This window comes from Burkholderia sp. F1 (assembly GCF_050813845.1).
Classification (GTDB): domain Bacteria; phylum Pseudomonadota; class Gammaproteobacteria; order Burkholderiales; family Burkholderiaceae; genus Burkholderia; species Burkholderia ubonensis.
Window position 1 is genome coordinate 3,262,220 of the sequence record NZ_CP172422.1, and the last position, 14,779, is coordinate 3,276,998.

Annotated in this window: 14 protein-coding genes and 2 pseudogenes; 7 read left to right on the forward strand and 9 right to left on the reverse strand. The window is 68.9% G+C overall.

The genetic code is table 11. The features are described 5' to 3' along the window. Nucleotides 1-14 precede the first annotated feature (14 nt). Nucleotides 15-217: pseudogene (locus ACFIMZ_RS33170) on the reverse strand (hypothetical protein); the annotation flags it as partial. Between the two features lie 120 nt (nt 218-337). Further along, nucleotides 338-760 (reverse strand): annotated as a pseudogene (locus ACFIMZ_RS33175) (sel1 repeat family protein); the annotation flags it as partial. A gap of 293 nt (nt 761-1,053) precedes the next feature. Here ACFIMZ_RS33175 and ACFIMZ_RS33180 point away from each other — a divergent pair. The 6 genes from ACFIMZ_RS33180 (at nt 1,054) to ACFIMZ_RS33205 (ending at nt 6,470) form a co-directional block, all read left to right on the forward strand. Then, nucleotides 1,054-1,929, forward strand: coding sequence for a response regulator (locus ACFIMZ_RS33180; RefSeq protein ID WP_431823653.1), 876 nt, complete (start codon nt 1,054-1,056; stop codon nt 1,927-1,929). Between the two features lie 65 nt (nt 1,930-1,994). After that, the gene (locus ACFIMZ_RS33185; RefSeq protein WP_431823654.1) at nt 1,995-2,495 is read left to right on the forward strand and encodes a molybdopterin-dependent oxidoreductase; all 501 of its coding nucleotides are present in this window, start codon (nt 1,995-1,997) and stop codon (nt 2,493-2,495) included. Continuing rightward, nucleotides 2,492-4,303, forward strand: a complete 1,812-nt coding sequence (gene atsR / locus ACFIMZ_RS33190) for a hybrid sensor histidine kinase/response regulator AtsR (RefSeq protein WP_431823655.1) — start codon at nt 2,492-2,494, stop codon at nt 4,301-4,303. Before ACFIMZ_RS33185 ends, atsR begins: the two co-directional genes overlap by 4 nt. Before the next feature lie 77 nt (nt 4,304-4,380). Continuing rightward, on the forward strand, nt 4,381-5,082 hold the full coding sequence (locus ACFIMZ_RS33195) for a flavin reductase family protein (protein ID WP_431823656.1): 702 nt from the start codon (nt 4,381-4,383) through the stop codon (nt 5,080-5,082). Between the two features lie 45 nt (nt 5,083-5,127). Then, a complete protein-coding gene (locus ACFIMZ_RS33200) occupies nt 5,128-5,460 on the forward strand; it encodes a DUF2322 family protein (protein ID WP_431823657.1) in 333 nt (110 codons plus the stop codon). A 212-nt stretch (nt 5,461-5,672) separates the two neighbouring features. Next, the gene (locus ACFIMZ_RS33205; protein WP_431825427.1) at nt 5,673-6,470 is read left to right on the forward strand and encodes a PASTA domain-containing protein; all 798 of its coding nucleotides are present in this window, start codon (nt 5,673-5,675) and stop codon (nt 6,468-6,470) included. 42 nt (nt 6,471-6,512) lie between these two features. Here ACFIMZ_RS33205 and ACFIMZ_RS33210 read toward each other — a convergent pair whose 3' ends face one another. From ACFIMZ_RS33210 to ACFIMZ_RS33225, 4 genes are all read right to left on the reverse strand, one after another. Further along, nucleotides 6,513-7,022 (reverse strand): adenylate kinase, encoded by a 510-nt coding sequence (locus ACFIMZ_RS33210; protein ID WP_431823658.1) that lies wholly within the window; start codon nt 7,020-7,022, stop codon nt 6,513-6,515. Nucleotides 7,023-7,097: 75 nt separating this feature from the next. Further along, nucleotides 7,098-8,069: a PDR/VanB family oxidoreductase gene (locus ACFIMZ_RS33215; RefSeq protein ID WP_431823659.1), complete on the reverse strand. Its 972-nt coding sequence runs from the start codon at nt 8,067-8,069 to the stop codon at nt 7,098-7,100. 22 nt (nt 8,070-8,091) lie between these two features. After that, nucleotides 8,092-9,489, reverse strand: a complete 1,398-nt coding sequence (locus tag ACFIMZ_RS33220; protein WP_431823660.1) for an SLC13 family permease — start codon at nt 9,487-9,489, stop codon at nt 8,092-8,094. After that, complete coding sequence (locus ACFIMZ_RS33225) at nt 9,486-10,712, reverse strand: Rieske 2Fe-2S domain-containing protein (RefSeq protein WP_431823661.1); 1,227 nt, start codon at nt 10,710-10,712, stop codon at nt 9,486-9,488. Before ACFIMZ_RS33225 ends, ACFIMZ_RS33220 begins: the two co-directional genes overlap by 4 nt. 274 nt (nt 10,713-10,986) lie before the next feature. On the opposite strand from ACFIMZ_RS33225, the gene ACFIMZ_RS33230 reads away from it, so the two are divergent. Next, nucleotides 10,987-11,547 carry a DNA-binding protein gene (locus ACFIMZ_RS33230; protein ID WP_431823662.1) on the forward strand — a complete coding sequence of 187 codons (561 nt, stop codon included), beginning with the start codon at nt 10,987-10,989 and terminating at the stop codon, nt 11,545-11,547. Between the two features lie 40 nt (nt 11,548-11,587). Here ACFIMZ_RS33230 and ACFIMZ_RS33235 read toward each other — a convergent pair whose 3' ends face one another. The 3 genes from ACFIMZ_RS33235 to ACFIMZ_RS33245 are packed head-to-tail and all read right to left on the reverse strand — an operon-like array spanning nt 11,588 to nt 14,749. Then, a complete protein-coding gene (locus tag ACFIMZ_RS33235; protein ID WP_431823663.1) occupies nt 11,588-12,919 on the reverse strand; it encodes a hydantoinase/carbamoylase family amidase in 1,332 nt (443 codons plus the stop codon). After that, complete coding sequence (locus tag ACFIMZ_RS33240; RefSeq protein WP_431823664.1) at nt 12,916-13,896, reverse strand: dihydroorotate dehydrogenase; 981 nt, start codon at nt 13,894-13,896, stop codon at nt 12,916-12,918. The genes ACFIMZ_RS33235 and ACFIMZ_RS33240 overlap by 4 nt, the downstream gene beginning before the upstream one ends. After that, nucleotides 13,889-14,749 carry a dihydroorotate dehydrogenase electron transfer subunit gene (locus tag ACFIMZ_RS33245; RefSeq protein ID WP_431823665.1) on the reverse strand — a complete coding sequence of 287 codons (861 nt, stop codon included), beginning with the start codon at nt 14,747-14,749 and terminating at the stop codon, nt 13,889-13,891. The genes ACFIMZ_RS33240 and ACFIMZ_RS33245 overlap by 8 nt, the downstream gene beginning before the upstream one ends. Between the last annotated feature and the right edge of the window lie 30 nt (nt 14,750-14,779).

Consider the following 14,779-nt stretch of genomic DNA (forward strand, 5'->3'; position numbering starts at 1 on the left):
CTCGCGAGTCGGGCTCGGCCGTCGTCGACCGCGATCGTGCCGAGCGGCGACGCGCAGCGCTGGAGCGTCGAGTCGGCACCGGCGCTCGCGCCGCCCGCGGCCGCGCCGGTCACGCCGGCGTTCTGGCCGCCCGGCGGAACGATGCCGCCGCATGCGCGGCAACGGAAGCGGCCACCGCACATTGTGCGAGACGGTCGGAGGAAAGGACGGTCTTCATGTCGTTATTGATTTCAAGCGTCGACGTCCGGCTTACGCGTCCGTGCGAACCTCGACGGCAAGGCGCGCGATGGTGGTCTCCCCGCTGCTGCCCCGATGCTTCCGGCTCCGGTCGATAGCCGTACCAGTACGTCTGATTCCAGACGCCGTATACGGATAGCCCGAATACCAGTAGCCGTAATAGACGTCACGCCATTGCGCGCGCCATTTGTAGTCTTCCTCGTCAGCCTTTTTCTCCGCCCGCGCCATCTCGAGCGGCTTCTTCGACTCCGTGTCGCCGCGGAAATAGCGCAGCCCGATATCGTAAGCGACCTTCGGCCGGGGTTTCGCGCGCTCTTTCAGCGCGGCGATGCGTGGCCCCTCCCGATCGTCATCGCGCTCCTTTTTGATAGGAAACCTGATCTTCAGGTCGATCGGAACATCCACTTTCGTCGCAGATGCGCACCATGCCGGTGGCAGAGGGGTTCTGCGCGCAGGCGGCCAGCAGCATCAGCAGCCCCGGTGCGAGCAAACGCGATACATTGTTACGGTCCTCTGGTTCCATTGGCGCCGCAAATCGAGTTGTTCCGCCCCGTGAACTCGCACCCGGTCGGGCGCGCGGCGCCGGCGGATATCCACCAGCGCCGGCGCTCGGCCCAAGGCTCTCTCAGGTTCCCTGCTTTGACTCGTTTGTCACGTTTTATCGCGCCTCCAAACATGACGCGAAAAACAACAGTGACGTGGTGAGCAATAATAATGGAGAAAAATGGCATGTCAAGCCGATTCTTATTTTGAAGTTTGCATAGCGCGTCAGCTTTGCTATGCTTCGACGCGCAAACCACCGGAGACCTCACCGAGATGCCCAACAGCGAGCAGGCCAATGCCGACCTCATCACCGCCACCAAGGTGCGCGACCTCCTGACCCGGAACGGCATTCCGCCGCGCAGCCACAACACGACGATCGCGAACGTGCTCGGCCTCAGCTTTTCCGTCGTCACCCGCAAGATGAAAGGCCTGATCCCGTGGAACCTGTCGCAGTTGCGGGACATCGCGACGCACTTCGGCGTGCCGCCCGCGATCCTGCTCGACGACAAGGGCGCGCACGCGGGCGCCGCCGCCGAGATGCTCGACGCGACGCTCGTCATCGAATCGCGGCGCTTGCGCTGCCGGGCCGCGATCTCGACGAAGGCCAGCAGCCAGGCCGAAACGGATTTCGTCGCGTTCCAGTCGCAAGGCGAATGGATCGTCATGGAACGCCAGCACGCGCATGAAGGCCGCACCTATCCCGTCGACGTGATCGAGCTGCGCTCCACCCGGCAGCATGCATACGCGGCGCGGATCGCCGTGGTCGACGATTCGCCGGACGTGGCGGAAACGGTCTGCGAGTACTTCATCGAGAAAGGCGTGAACGCGATCCCGTACTACGACGGCGATTCGTTCAGGAAGGCGCTGGAACGCGAGGATTTCGACGGCTACATCCTCGACTGGATGCTCGGCGACCAGACGGCCGCCGATCTCGTGCGCAGCATCCGTTCGAGCGAAAATGGCGACGCGCCGATCTTCCTGCTGACGGGCAAGATCTCCACCGGCGAGGCGAGCGAGGACGAGATCGCGCGCGTGGTGTCGCACTTCAACGCGCGCTGCGAGGAGAAGCCGGTCCGCTTGCCGATCCTGTTCGCCGAGGTGGCGCGCGAGCTGAAGATCGCCCAGCCGTTCAACGCACCCGCGGGTTGAACCCGGTCGAGCCCGGTCGAGCCCGTTTGAGCCCACTACGCATCGACAACAAGCGAGAGGAAACCATGCGAAATCCTAGAATCTGGTTGCAGGGCCTGCTGCTGGCCTGCCTGCTGGGCGCCGCCGCCGCGTCATGGGCCGCGCCGTTCAAGTTCACCGTCGACGGCGACATCGCGAAATCGAACCAGCCCGGGAAAGCCGCGTACGTGTTTTCCGAACAGGAGCTGATGGCGCTGCCGCAGCACGCGATCACGACGTCGACGAGCTGGACGCCGGTGGCGACCTTCAGCGGCCCGCGCCTCGCCGACGTGCTGAAGATCGTCGGCGCGAAGGGCACGCAGATCGAAATTCGTTGCATCGACGAATACTCGTTCACGATCCCCGTGTCCGACGCCGACAAGTACGGCGTGATCCTCGCCCGCAAGATGAACGGCAAGGTGCTCGACAACGCGAGCTACGGCCCGCTGTGGGTCATGTATCCGCGCGACCAGTTCGCGGACGAGCTGAAAACGCCGCTCGGCGAAGCCAAGTTCGCGTGGCAGGTCATCGGCCTCACCGTGAAATGACGGCCAGGCGATGGAAAAAGCGCAAGATCATCGTCGTCCTCGGCTCCCTGTGGATCCTGGGCTTCGCCGCGTGGGCGTTCCTGCTGCATGACCTGCTCGCGACGTCGGTCAACGAAGGCGTGCTCGAAGGCCCGCGCGAAGGGGTGTTCTGGACGGCCGCGCAATACCGGAACGCCTACAGCCGGTTCGACCGGCAGTTGATCCTCTACGCGACGCGCCAGGACGACGACTTCGACCGCGTCGAGACGCAGCTCGACGCGCTGTCGGCGTCGTTCGGCTTCCTGCAGCGGCCGTCCGAAGTGTCCGAGTACTGGCTGCGCATCCCGAAGGCGCGCGACGACATCGCGACGCTCGGCGCATTCATGGCCCGGCTGCAGCGCGAGGTGCCGGCGCTGCGCGATGCGCGCGGCGATGCGCGGCGCATGGCGGCCGACGTCGACGCGCAATGGCCGAAAGTCAACGGCCTCGCCAACTACTTCCGCGCGATCGAGATGTCGCAGCGGGACTTCACGTTCCACCAGCTGAGGGAAAAGCAGGAGGCGATCCTGACCCTCGGCGGCATCCTGGGCGTCATCCTCGGCGCGCTGCTCCTGCTGCTGTTCTACACGGTGCGCACGCGCGACGACCTGCTCGAGCGGCAGCATGCGGCGCTCGTCGCGGAGAAGCAGGCGTCCGACCGCGCGTTCGAGATGGTCGAGGCGAAGAACGCGTTCCTCGGCATGGTCAGCCACGAGCTGCGCACGCCGCTGCAAGCGATCTGCGGGTCGATCGAGATCCTGCTCGCGCGGCCGCAGTCCGATGCGAACCTGAAGACGATCAAGCGGCTGCAGAACTCCGCGTCGTCGCTCGAAGCGCTGGTGAGGGAGCTCACCGACTACATCAAGCTGCGCTCCACCCGGCGCCGCGCCGAACCGGAAATCGTCGGCATCGCGCCGCTGCTGGCCGACGCGATGGAACCGTTTCGCGAGCGGATCTCGGCCAAGCGCATCCGCGCGTCGCAGCGCGTCGATCCGCCCGGTCTCGCTGTCCGCTCGGATCGCCAGCTGCTGCAGCAGGTGCTGTCCAACCTGATCGAGAACTCGGTCAAGTACACGAACGGCGGCACGATCGTCGTGAGCGCGACGCTGCTCGACGCGCCCGCCGGCCCGAAGCTCAGGATCGCCGTGCGCGACACCGGCGCCGGCATCGCGAAGCCGCATCTGCCGAAGATCTTCGACCCGTTCTACCGCGCGAACGACGCGGCGGGCCTGCACGTGGACGGCATCGGCCTGGGCCTCGCCGTCGTGCGCCAGATCGTGACGACGCTGCGCGGGCACATCGACGTGCGCAGCGTCGTCGGGGAAGGCAGCGAATTCGTCGTGACGCTGCCGGTCGAGGTGCCCGACAGCGGCGAACCGGCGGGCGACGCGCCGGCATCGCCGCACGCCGCGCCGCATCGCGACCGGCGCGCGCTCGTCGTCGACGACAACGACAACGCGCGCGAAACGCTCGGCTCGATGCTGGCGGCGCTGGGCATCCACGCGGACCTGTGCGGCAGCGGCAGCGAAGGCGTCGCGCGTTTCGCCGAGCGCCGCTACGACATCGTGCTGCTGGATCTCGAGCTGCCCGACCTGAACGGCGTCGAGGTCGCGAAGCGGATCCGTGCGGCATCGCCGGCGGACGGCACGCGGCGCGCGGCGATCCTGGGCGTCAGCGCGTACGAATCGGCCGCGCTGGAGGCGCACAAGACCGTCTTCGACGCGTTCCTGCCGAAGCCCGTGCACCTGGGCGAACTCGGCGCGCTCGTGGAGCAGTTGATCGCCGAATGACATCACAAGAAGCGGAGCGTCAGCCGGCGGCATCCGGATCAGCATGAAAGCTGATCCGTTACCCGAAGGCCCCGACCATGAACGCTCCGCATCGCGTCAGCGAACCGAACATCCTCTACTTCGGCACGCCCGTCGTGCTGATCGGCACGCGCAACGACGACGGCACGGCCAATCTCGCGCCGATGTCGTCCGCCTTCTGGCTCGGCTGGCGCGGCGTGCTCGGCCTCGCGGCCAGCTCCCGGACCACGCAGAACCTGATCCGCACCGGCGAGTGCGTGCTGAACCTGCCGTCGGCCGCGCAAGCGGATGCGGTGGATCGAATCGCGCGCACGACGGGTTCCAACCCGGTGCCGGCGTCCAAAGCGGCGCGAGGCTACGTATACGAACCCGACAAGTTCGGCCGGGCCGGGCTCGCCGAAGCGGCGTCCGACACGGTGTCGGCGCCGCGCGCGCTCGAATGCCCGGTGCACCTGGAAGCCGTCGTGGCGGCCCGGCACGGGCTCGCCGAGGATTCCCCCGAAGGGCGCGGACGCATCTGCGTGTTCGAGGTGCGGATCCAGCGCGTGCACGTCCATCCGGACCTGCTGATGGACGGCGACCCGGACCGGATCGATCCCGACAAGTGGTCGCCGCTGATCATGAGCTTCCAGAAGTTCTACGGCCTCGCGCCGCGGCAGGTTCACGCGTCGCGGCTCGCGGAGATTCCGGAGCGCCTGTATCGCAGCCCGGACGTCGACCGCGCGCGCGAGGCCGCCAGCTCGCCGCGGCCGATCGGATAAGATACGGCCCGCGATGCCCTTTACCGAACCGACGGAGCGTTTCCAGTGATTCAACCGACCAGCGTATTCAAGGACAACCTCGCGCAACTGCCGTCCATCGACGGCATCGAGCGCATCGACCTCGTCAACGGCAACGGCGACGTGGTCGCGAACATCGAGAACAAGCCGGGCAAGCAGGGCTCGCTCGCGGTGTACCACTATCTGCGGCAGACGTTCGGCGCGCTGGATGCGCAGGCGGCCGAGCACGGCCTCGCGGTGTTCGCCGAACACACGGCCGATGCGCGCAATCGGCCGGGCGCGCATCCGAACGTCGACCACCTGCTCGCGATCGCGGCCGGCGGCGAGCCGCTGCGCATCGACGTCATCGCGCGGGCCTGAGCGCGCGGGCGAGGCTGCACGCGCCCCGGCGCGCATCGATCGATGCGGGGGCGCGCATGTACGGGCAGGCCAGCGACTGCCGCGCATTGAAGCGCGGCAGTCTCGGCAATCCACACGAGCATCGCTTTCCATCGGAGAACGTCCGCGTGTCCGACTCGTTCACGTCCCATCCGCTTCGCCGGCTCGCCGGGATTGCCGCCCTCGCCGCCGCGATGCTGCTGCCGAGCGGCGCGGCTTCGGCCGACCCCGTTCATACGGCGTCCGACATCGCGGGCGCATCGCTGGTCCCGCTCGGCACGCTGCCGCGTTCGCCGGAGCACGGTCTATTCGACGATTTTTGCTCCGGATACCGCGCGAAAACACCGACCGCCGCCGGCCGGAAAGTCGCGACACTTGGCTGGATCGTGACATCCGAGGCGTCGCTTGGCCGCTATCAGGTCGTGACGTTCGCAAGCGGGTTCGAGCGCGGCACGAGCGGGATCTGTATTCCGCGCAACGCGAACGTCGCGATCTTCGACGGGACGGACCTGATCGCGCTCGCGTACACCGCACGTGCCGCCGATTGGCACCTCGGTATCGCCGAGCCGCTGGAAAGCGGCGCGTTGCTGATCTGGGAAGGCTCGGGCGTGGGCACGCCGATCGGCGAACTGCGCGAGGAAAACGGCGGCTTGCGCCTGACCCGGGTGGCGGCCGAGCGCACGTTCTGCCACGGCCGCGCAGTCGTGCCGAATGTCTACGGCAAGCCGCTCGACGTCGCGCGCAAGATCCTGATCTCGCATGGCTGGAAACCGCTGCGCCCGAGTGAAGCGCCGGATGGCCTGGGCGTCGGCAAGGCGCTGGTGAAGCGGGGCATCGTCGAAGTGGAAGCCTGCTCCGGCACCGGCGTGGGCTATTGCGCATTCAACTACCGCGGCCCGGCAGGCGTGCTCCGCGCCATTACGGTCGGCGGCGATCCCCAGCCGGCCAACAACAATCTGGTCAGCTACAGCGTCGCGTGCGGCGCGCAATGACGCGCACGTCGATCCCGGGCGGCGGGCGGCGTCAGCGAGCCGTCACGCCTGCCGGGAGCCCGCCAGCGACGCGGCGAACGCCGTGACCTCGTCGCGGCTCGACAGGCACCGGCGATCGCGCCGGAAGTCGTCGAAGATCCGCTCATGCGCGGTGTACGAACTCGAGCCGTCACGGCTCCGGTACGTCGCGGCCCATTGCAGCAGCGCGGCCAGCGATGCTTCGTCGCCGCCCCGTCGGATGCCGCGCTGCCGGATGTTCGCGACGCAGTCGGCCGGATCGACGCGCAGCCAGACGAGCGCCGTCGCATCCGCGAGTATCCCTTCGACCAGCCAGCCGTAGATGCCTTCGATCACCCAGCGCTCGTGCTCGGCCGCGCGCTTGACCACGCGCATCGCGTCGTCGCGGTCCCGCGGCCGGTCATAGCCGCCGGGCAGCCAGTGAATCAGGTCGAGATCCACGAGCGTCGCCGCGTGCGACCGGGCAATGCGTTGCGCCAGCCAGCTCTTTCCCGAGCCGGAATTGCCGATGACGATCGTTCTGGTGAGATCCATGGGACGCAGGTCGGGGGCGGACAGGAACGTCAGTCTAACCGGATGGCCGGGCCGGTAGCCGCCCCCCGTGACAACTCAGAGATCCAGCACCAGCCGTTCGCCGCGGCATCGCGACACGCACGGCATCATGCAGTCGTTGCGGGCCTTGTCCGCCCCGCTCAGGAACGCGTCCCGATGATCGGGCGTGCCGTCGAGCACGGTCGTCCGGCATGCGCCGCACACGCCCGCCTCGCACGACGTGGCGACCTCGATGCCGTGGTCGTACAGCACATCGGTGATCGACTGCTCCGGCGGCACGCGCAGCGTGCGCTGCGAGCGCGCGAGCTCGATCTCGAACCCGCCGGCCTCGCCCGCGGCAGTGCCCGCGACCGGCGCGGAAAAATGCTCGTGATGGAGCCGCGCGTCGCCGAGCGCCGGGCGCGCGATCGCATCGACGGCCGCCATGAACGGCGCCGGCCCGCAGAAATACAGATGCGAGCGCGCGTCCATCGCGCCGACGATCGCCGCGATCGCGTCGCCGGTCGCGTCGGGCGTCAGCCCCGTGTGCACCGTCGCGACGTTCGCGAGTTGCGACGCGAGCGTCGCCCCGTACGCGGCCGCATCGGCCGAACGCACGAAGTAGTGGAACGCGAGCGGCCGCCCCGCGCGCAACAGGCTATGCGCCATCGCGAGCAACGGCGTCACGCCGATTCCGGCGGCAAGCAGCACGGCCGGGCTGCCGTCCGGCGCGAGCGGGAAATAATTCAGCGGCGCGCCGATCCGCAGCACGTCACCGACCCGGACCGCGTCGTGCACGTGCGCGGAGCCGCCGCGCGACGCCGGCTCGCGCTTGATCGCGATCTCGTACACGCCGCGCTCGAACGGGTCGTTGCACAGCGAGTACTTGCGCGTGAGCCCGTCGCGCAGATGCAGGTCGATATGCGCGCCGGCCTCGAACGCCGGCAGCGCGAAACCCGGCGCGTCGCTGACGAGCCGCAGCGAAATCACGTCGCACGCGACGCGCTCGCGCGCGATCACGCGCGCGGCAATCAGATCGTTTTCGATCATTGGATTCCCCGTTCAGGAAAACTCACAGCAGCCCGATCAGCCGCCACCACAACGCATTGACCGGGATCACGAACACCGCGCCCAGCAGCGCCGTCGCGATGCAGTACCGCAGCACCGCGCCCCGGTCGAGCTGCGCGAGCGCGTTGCCGAACACGATCGGCGGCGACTGGTACGGCAGCACCGTGGTCGCATAGCCCATCACCTGCGCGAGCAGGCCGGCCTTCAGGTGCAGCCCCTGCGCGAGCAGGCGCGACACGATCGGCACGTACAGCGCCGGCTCCGCGTTCGACGTGACCGCGAAGCAGACGACGATCGACAGCGCGGTCAGCGCGAAGTACGCGAGCATCGGGCTGTCGCGCAGCACGTCGAGCGCGAGCGTGTCCGGCACGCGCACATCGAGATGATTGACGAGCGCGGTCAGCCCGATGATCGCCGCGATGAACCACAGCAGGTCCATCTTCAGCGTCGCGGTGAAGCGCTCGAGCTGCGCGGGCGGCGACGTGGCGAAGTAGACGAGCGTGAAGCCGAGCCCGACCCAGCCGGGCGCGACGTGATGCACGGCGTCGGTGAACCACAGCGCGAGCGTGATCGCGAGCAGCACGATCGCGTGCCATTCTCGGCGGCCGAGCGCGACGCGCGCCGCCGGTATCTCGACTTCGCCGACCGTATCCGCGAACAGCCAGTAGGACGCGAGCACCAGCACCGCGCCGCGCACGATCACGCCGGCCGGAAAGAACAGCAGCAGATACTCGGAGAAGCGCAGATGCAGCCCGTGCGACTGCTCGAGAATCCCCGCCATGATCACGTTCGGCAGGTTCGCGGGCAGCACCGCGGCGGCCAGCTCGTACGAGCCGACGATCACGAGCAGCTGGATGCCGCGCCGCCCGTTCGCATGCGCGCCGAGCTTCACGACGTCGCAGTAGCCGATCGCGATCGGAATCAGGATCGCGATCCGCCCGAACGTCGACGGCATCACGAGCGACAGCAGGAAGCTCAGGACCGCGAACGCCAGCAGCGCCTTCAGATACGAGCCGCCGATCCGGCGCGCGAGCGCGATGCCGATCCGTTCGCTCAGGCCGCTCTCCTTCAGCGCGAAGCCGATCGCCGCGCCGCTGAACACGAGCCAGAACGCGCTCGACCCGAAGCCCGAGAAGATCTCGGCGGTGGGCACCGACGTGCAGGTCGCCGCGAGGAAGAAGAACAGCAGCGACACCCAGAGGCTCGCGACCGCGCCTGTCGCCCACAGCACGATGCAGGTGAACACGATCGCGACGATCCGTGCGTCGCCGGCCGGCAGCGCGCCGCGCGCGCCGAGCGCGGCGACGGTCGCGAGCCCCGCCGCGAGCAGCGCGGCCGTGACGCGCCCGCCCGTCAGCATGCCGGCCCCGCGGCCCGGGCCGCCGAGCGCACGGCCGCTCAAGCGCGCATCACCGGCGAGTTCGCCGGGATCTCGTATTCGACGTGCGACTCGTCGAAGATGTCGCCGAATTCGCGCTGCTGGCGGAACGTCGGGTCCGGCGCGCAGCTCATCGGGAGATAGCCGCCCATCCATTCGCGCAGGTCGGTCACGTCCGGCGCGCCGCCGTACACGTTCGCGACCGGCCGCTCGCCGCGCGCGACCGCGTCGATCTGCTCCTGCAGCATCTGGCGGAACATCACGATCCCGCGATCGGACGCGCCGAGGTTCTCGCGCGAACGGTCGAAGATCGGGCCCTGCGTCTCCACCGCCATCGCATCCTGGCTCATGAACGTGTCCATCAGGTAGCGGCCCGATGCATCCGTGCGCGCCGGCTGGCGGACGATCTTCGGCGCCGCGTCCGGTTGCGGCTGCGCGCCGTCCGCGTTCGGCGTGAACGACACCCAGACGATCCGCGTCGTCGTATCGTCGACCGGCACGCGCCAATGCATCTCGGTCATGATCCGGAGCATGTTCGGGAACACCATCAGGTTGCCCCAGCCGCGGCCCTCGCCTTCGTACTCCCAGCTCTTCACGATGCCCCAGTCGAAGCGCTGGAAGCCGAACCGCTTGAACGGCTTGCCGAACCCGGACGCGTCGCGCATGCCGAGATGCTCGAAGTATTTCGAGTGCGTGTAGAACGTGTGCGTGACGTCGACCGCGTTCTCCTGCACCTGGAACCAGTTGCACGCGAGATCGTCCTGCACCTCGAAATGGCGGACGCCGTCGTTGCGCACGAGGATGTCCCAGTTCGGAAACGCGGGCTTCTGTTCCGCCGGCCCCATGTACGCGAAGATCAGCCCGCCGCATTCGTGCGTCGCATAGCTGTCGATCAGCTTCTTGCAGACGCGGCTCGCCTTCGCCGATTCGAACGGCCGCTCCACGCATTCGCCGGCCGCGTTGTACAGCCAGCCGTGATACGCGCAGCGGATCGTCTCCTCCTCGACGAAGCCGTACAGCAGCGACGCGCCGCGATGCGGACAACGCTCCTGCACGAGCAGCACGCCGCCGTTGCCGGTGCGCGCGAGCACCAGGTCCTCGCCGAGAATCCGCACGCGCTTCGTCTGGCCGGCTTCAGCCAGCTCCGACGAATAACCGACCGGATGCCAGTAGCGGCGCAGCAACTCGCCGCACGGCGTGCCCGGCCCCACGCGGGTCAGCAGTTCGTTGGTGGCGTGGTCAAGCATGAATACACCTCTCTCTCAGGTTGTAGCGGGCTGTATCGCCCCGGAGACGTGTGCGTACCGGCGAAACCTCGAGCCGCGATACGTCCGTCGATAAATCTATTTTTTTAGACTAAATAAAGTGAAGGAAAAATGCAAGGCGGGAAAATCCACAATTTTCAAGCCGCCATCGACTCATCACCCTCGAAAATCGGTCGATGTGTATAATTAAAAAGACAAACGATGCGAACGATCGCCGAGATCGGCGCGCCGCGCGTCGGCCAACCAGGAGGACAAGATGGCGATCATTGGCGTGATGGGCTCGGGCAAGAACGAATGGCCGGAGTTGGCGACGCCGCTCGGAGCGTGGATCGCCGCGCAAGGATTCGACCTGCTGACGGGCGCCGGCCGCGGCGTGATGCTGTCGGTCGCGCGCGCGTACGCGACGACGCCGGGGCGCCGCGGCCGCTCGATCGGCATCGTGCCGAGCGAAACGCACCCGCTGTTCGGCTTCGTGCCGCTCGCCGGCTATCCGAATCCGTTCATCGACCTGCCCATCGTCACGCCGCTGCCGCGCAAGGAAGCCGACGCGCCGGACGACGCACTGAGCCGCAACTACGTGAACGTGCTGACGAGCGATGTGGTCGTCGCGCTGCCGGGGAGCAAGGGCACGCTCGACGAGATCCGCCTCGCGACGCGCTTCTCGAAACCGCTGATCTGCGTGGGGCCCGCGGGCGCGTTCGACGGCGTCGCGGCCGGTACGCGCATCGTGTCGGCGCTCGACGACGTCTATGCGTTCGTGCTCGCGCACGTGCGCCGCGCGGAGCGTCGCGCAGGCGCGGACGTCCCGCCTGCGTGAGCGGCGGCGCATCGGCCGCCGTCGCCTCCCGCAGCACCGCTCAGAGCCGCGCAATCGTGTCGGCGAGCACGCGCACGCCCAGCATGAAATCGTCGATCGACATCGCCTCGTGCGGGTTGTGCGACCCGTGCTCGTTGCGCACGAACAGCATCCCGCTCGGCACGCCCGCGTTCGCGAACAACGCCGCATCGTGGCCCGCGCCGCTCGGCAGCGTCGCGAACGGTACGTCGAGCCGCGCGCACGCGTCGGCAAGCGCGGCGCGCAGGGTGGCGTCCATTCGCGCAGGCGCGCTCGACAGCCGCCGATCGAAATCGAACCGCACGCCGCGCTCGCGCGCAATCGAATTGCATTCGGCGAGCAGCAGCTCATGGAAGACGTCGAGCGTCTCCGTGCTCTCGCTGCGCGCCTCGAAGCTGAAATGCACCTGGCCGGGAATCCGCGAAATCGAATGCTCGTCCTGGTCGGTCGACACGATGCCGGTCGTCACGACGAGATCGATGTTGCGTTCGAGCAGCCGGCGCCAGTGCTCGTCGAGCCGCGTGATCAGCTCGGCGACCGCGAAGATCGCGTCGTGCCGCAGGTTGCGCGGCACCGCGCCGGAGTGGCCGGCCTCGCCGATGCAGCTGATGGAGTTGTGGCGCACATTGCCGCGAATGCCGGACACGACCGCGACCGGCAGCCCGCGCGCGACCATCACGGGCCCCTGTTCGATGTGGAGCTCCAGATACGCATGGGCGCGCCGCACGTCGAACAGCGGCCTCTGCGCGCGCACCGCGTCGAGGTCGACGCCCGCCGCCGCCATGCAGTCGGCGAGCGACTGGCCGGTGCTGCGATGCTTCATCGCGAGATCGTCCGGCTTCAGCCGGCCGAACAGCGCGCTCGATCCCATGTAGGCCTTGCCGAACCACGCGCTCTCTTCGCCGCGCAGCGCGATCACGTTCAGCGGGCGCGGCGACGCGCGGCCGGTGCGCCGTTGCGCGACGAGGCACAGCAGCCCCGCGACGATGCCCGCGAGCCCGTCATAGTTGCCGCCGTGCGGCACCGAGTCGAGATGCGAACCGACCCAGATCGCGCTCGCCTGCGGCTCCGCGTCGGGCAGGCTGAAAACCAGGTTGGCCGCGCGATCGGTGCGCACCGCGATGCCCTCGCGCTCCGCGTGCTCCGCGAGCCGCTGCGCGGCCGCCGTTTCGCTCGCGCCGTAGCTCTCGCGCGTGACGCCCGCGCCGTCGGCCGACAGCGCGCGGATCTCGTCGAACCACTGCTCGGCGAGCGTCGTCAGTTCGGCAAGCGGCAGCGCCGCCGCGTCGTCCGTCGCGAACCCGCGCGCGTCGCCGTCCGCCGGCGCGCCCGGCCAGTCTGCATGCGCGTTCATCGCGTCCCCGCCGTCGTGCCGCCCGCGCGCGCCGGCGCCTCGCAAAAGCGCCGCCAGCGCTCGCCGAGGTCCGCGTCGAGCCTGACCTGCCCGGTCAGCGACGCGATCGCGCCGATGCCCTCGTCCGCGCAAAACTGCTCGAGCCCGTCGATGATCGTGCGCATCACGCCCGGATCGCGGAACGACGCGGTGCCCACCTGCACCGCGCTCGCGCCGGCGAGCAGAAACTCGATGGCGTCGGCGGCGCTCCGGATTCCGCCGCAGCCGATCACCGGGATCGACACGGCGCGGTGGCACTGGTGGACGAGCCGCAGCGCGATCGGCTTGATCGACGGCCCGGACAGGCCGCCCATCACGTTGCCGAGCGACGGCCGGCGCGTGCGCACGTCGATCGACATGCCGAGCACCGTGTTGCCCATCACGACCGCGTCGGCGCCGGCGTCCTCGGCCGCTTTCGCGATCGTCGCGATGTTGCCCGCGTTCGGCGTCAGCTTCACCCACAGCGGATGCCCGGTGCGCCTGCGGATCGCCTCGACGACCTGCCGGGTCGTGCCCGCGTCCATCCCGAACGCCATGCCGTCGGCCTCGAGATTCGGGCACGAGATGTTCGCCTCGATCGCCGCGACCTCCGGCCGCGACAGCGCTTCGCACGCGCTCGCGAACGCGTCCGCCGTATCGGCGGACACCGACGCGACGACCGGCGTGCCGTGGCCCGTGTACGCGGGCAGCACGTGTGCGACGTAGTCGTCGATGCCGCGGCTCGGAATGCCGATCGAGTTCAGCATGCCGTCGCCCGCATCGGCGACGCGCGGCGTCGGGTTGCCCGGGCGGCTGACGGGCGACACGCTCTTGATCACGAGCGCGCCGAGCCCGCCCAGGTCGAGCGCGTCGCGATACTCGATCGCGAAACAGCCGGAGGCCGGCATCACGGGATTGCGCAGGCGCAGCTCGCCCACGCGTACGGTCAGGTCAGCCAAACTCCACCTCCGCCACCACCTCGCGAATCGCGAACACCGGGCCCTCGCGGCACACGCGCCGGAATGCGCGGGTTTCGCCGTCGTCGAACATCCGCACGCACGACAGGCACACGCCCATCCCGCACGCCATCCGCTGCTCGAGCGCGACCTCGCCGCGCATGGACGGATGGTCGGCGAGCACGCGCTGCAGCAGCGCGAGCAGCCGTTGCGAGCCGCACGTGTAAACCGCGTCCGGCCGATCGCGCGCGATCGCGTCGCGCAGCAGCGCGTCCACGTTCGCGACCGCCGACGTGCCGTCGCTGTCGAACACCGCATGCACGTCGGCCGGCGCGCCGCGCAGGAATTCCGCGGTCATCAGGTCGTCCGGCGTGCGCGCCGACATCACGGCCGTCAGCGCGATGCCCGCGCGTGCCGCGCGCTGCACGAGCGGCGCCATCGTCGCGAGCCCGACGCCGCGCGCGACGAGCAGCAACCGCCGCGCACCGGGGTCGAGCGTGAACGGGCTGCCGAGCGGCCCGACGATCGGCAGCCGCTCGCCCGCGCCGAGCTGCGCGAGTGCCCGCGTGCCTTCGCCGGTCACGTTGTACAGGAACTCGATTTCGCCGGCGCCGGGGCCGACGCCGTATACGCTCATCGGGCGCGGCAGGAACGGCCGGTGCAGATCGGTGACGGGGCAGACCAGCTGATAGAACTGGCCGGCCTGCGTGACGCTCGCGAGCGGCGCGTCGGCGCGCACGCGCAGATAGCGATAGCGCCGGTTCACCGCATGATGCGCGACCACGTCGCACATGTGCGTGGCGACGCTGGCCGCCCACGGTTGCGCGCAGGCGCGCGCCGCATCGATCACGTCCATCGTTTTCTCCTCGTTGCGGTTGGCCGGACG

Coding starts and splice junctions, on each gene's coding strand:
- ACFIMZ_RS33245 (WP_431823665.1), bottom strand. CDS start 14,749: ATGGACGTGATCGATGCGGCGCGCGCCTGCGCGCAACCGTGGGCGGCC.
- ACFIMZ_RS33230 (WP_431823662.1), top strand. CDS start 10,987: ATGGCGATCATTGGCGTGATGGGCTCGGGCAAGAACGAATGGCCGGAG.
- atsR (WP_431823655.1), top strand. CDS start 2,492: ATGACGGCCAGGCGATGGAAAAAGCGCAAGATCATCGTCGTCCTCGGC.
- ACFIMZ_RS33205 (WP_431825427.1), top strand. CDS start 5,673: ATGCTGCTGCCGAGCGGCGCGGCTTCGGCCGACCCCGTTCATACGGCG.
- ACFIMZ_RS33195 (WP_431823656.1), top strand. CDS start 4,381: ATGAACGCTCCGCATCGCGTCAGCGAACCGAACATCCTCTACTTCGGC.
- ACFIMZ_RS33180 (WP_431823653.1), top strand. CDS start 1,054: ATGCCCAACAGCGAGCAGGCCAATGCCGACCTCATCACCGCCACCAAG.
- ACFIMZ_RS33225 (WP_431823661.1), bottom strand. CDS start 10,712: ATGCTTGACCACGCCACCAACGAACTGCTGACCCGCGTGGGGCCGGGC.
- ACFIMZ_RS33185 (WP_431823654.1), top strand. CDS start 1,995: ATGCGAAATCCTAGAATCTGGTTGCAGGGCCTGCTGCTGGCCTGCCTG.
- ACFIMZ_RS33235 (WP_431823663.1), bottom strand. CDS start 12,919: ATGAACGCGCATGCAGACTGGCCGGGCGCGCCGGCGGACGGCGACGCG.
- ACFIMZ_RS33210 (WP_431823658.1), bottom strand. CDS start 7,022: ATGGATCTCACCAGAACGATCGTCATCGGCAATTCCGGCTCGGGAAAG.
- ACFIMZ_RS33215 (WP_431823659.1), bottom strand. CDS start 8,069: ATGATCGAAAACGATCTGATTGCCGCGCGCGTGATCGCGCGCGAGCGC.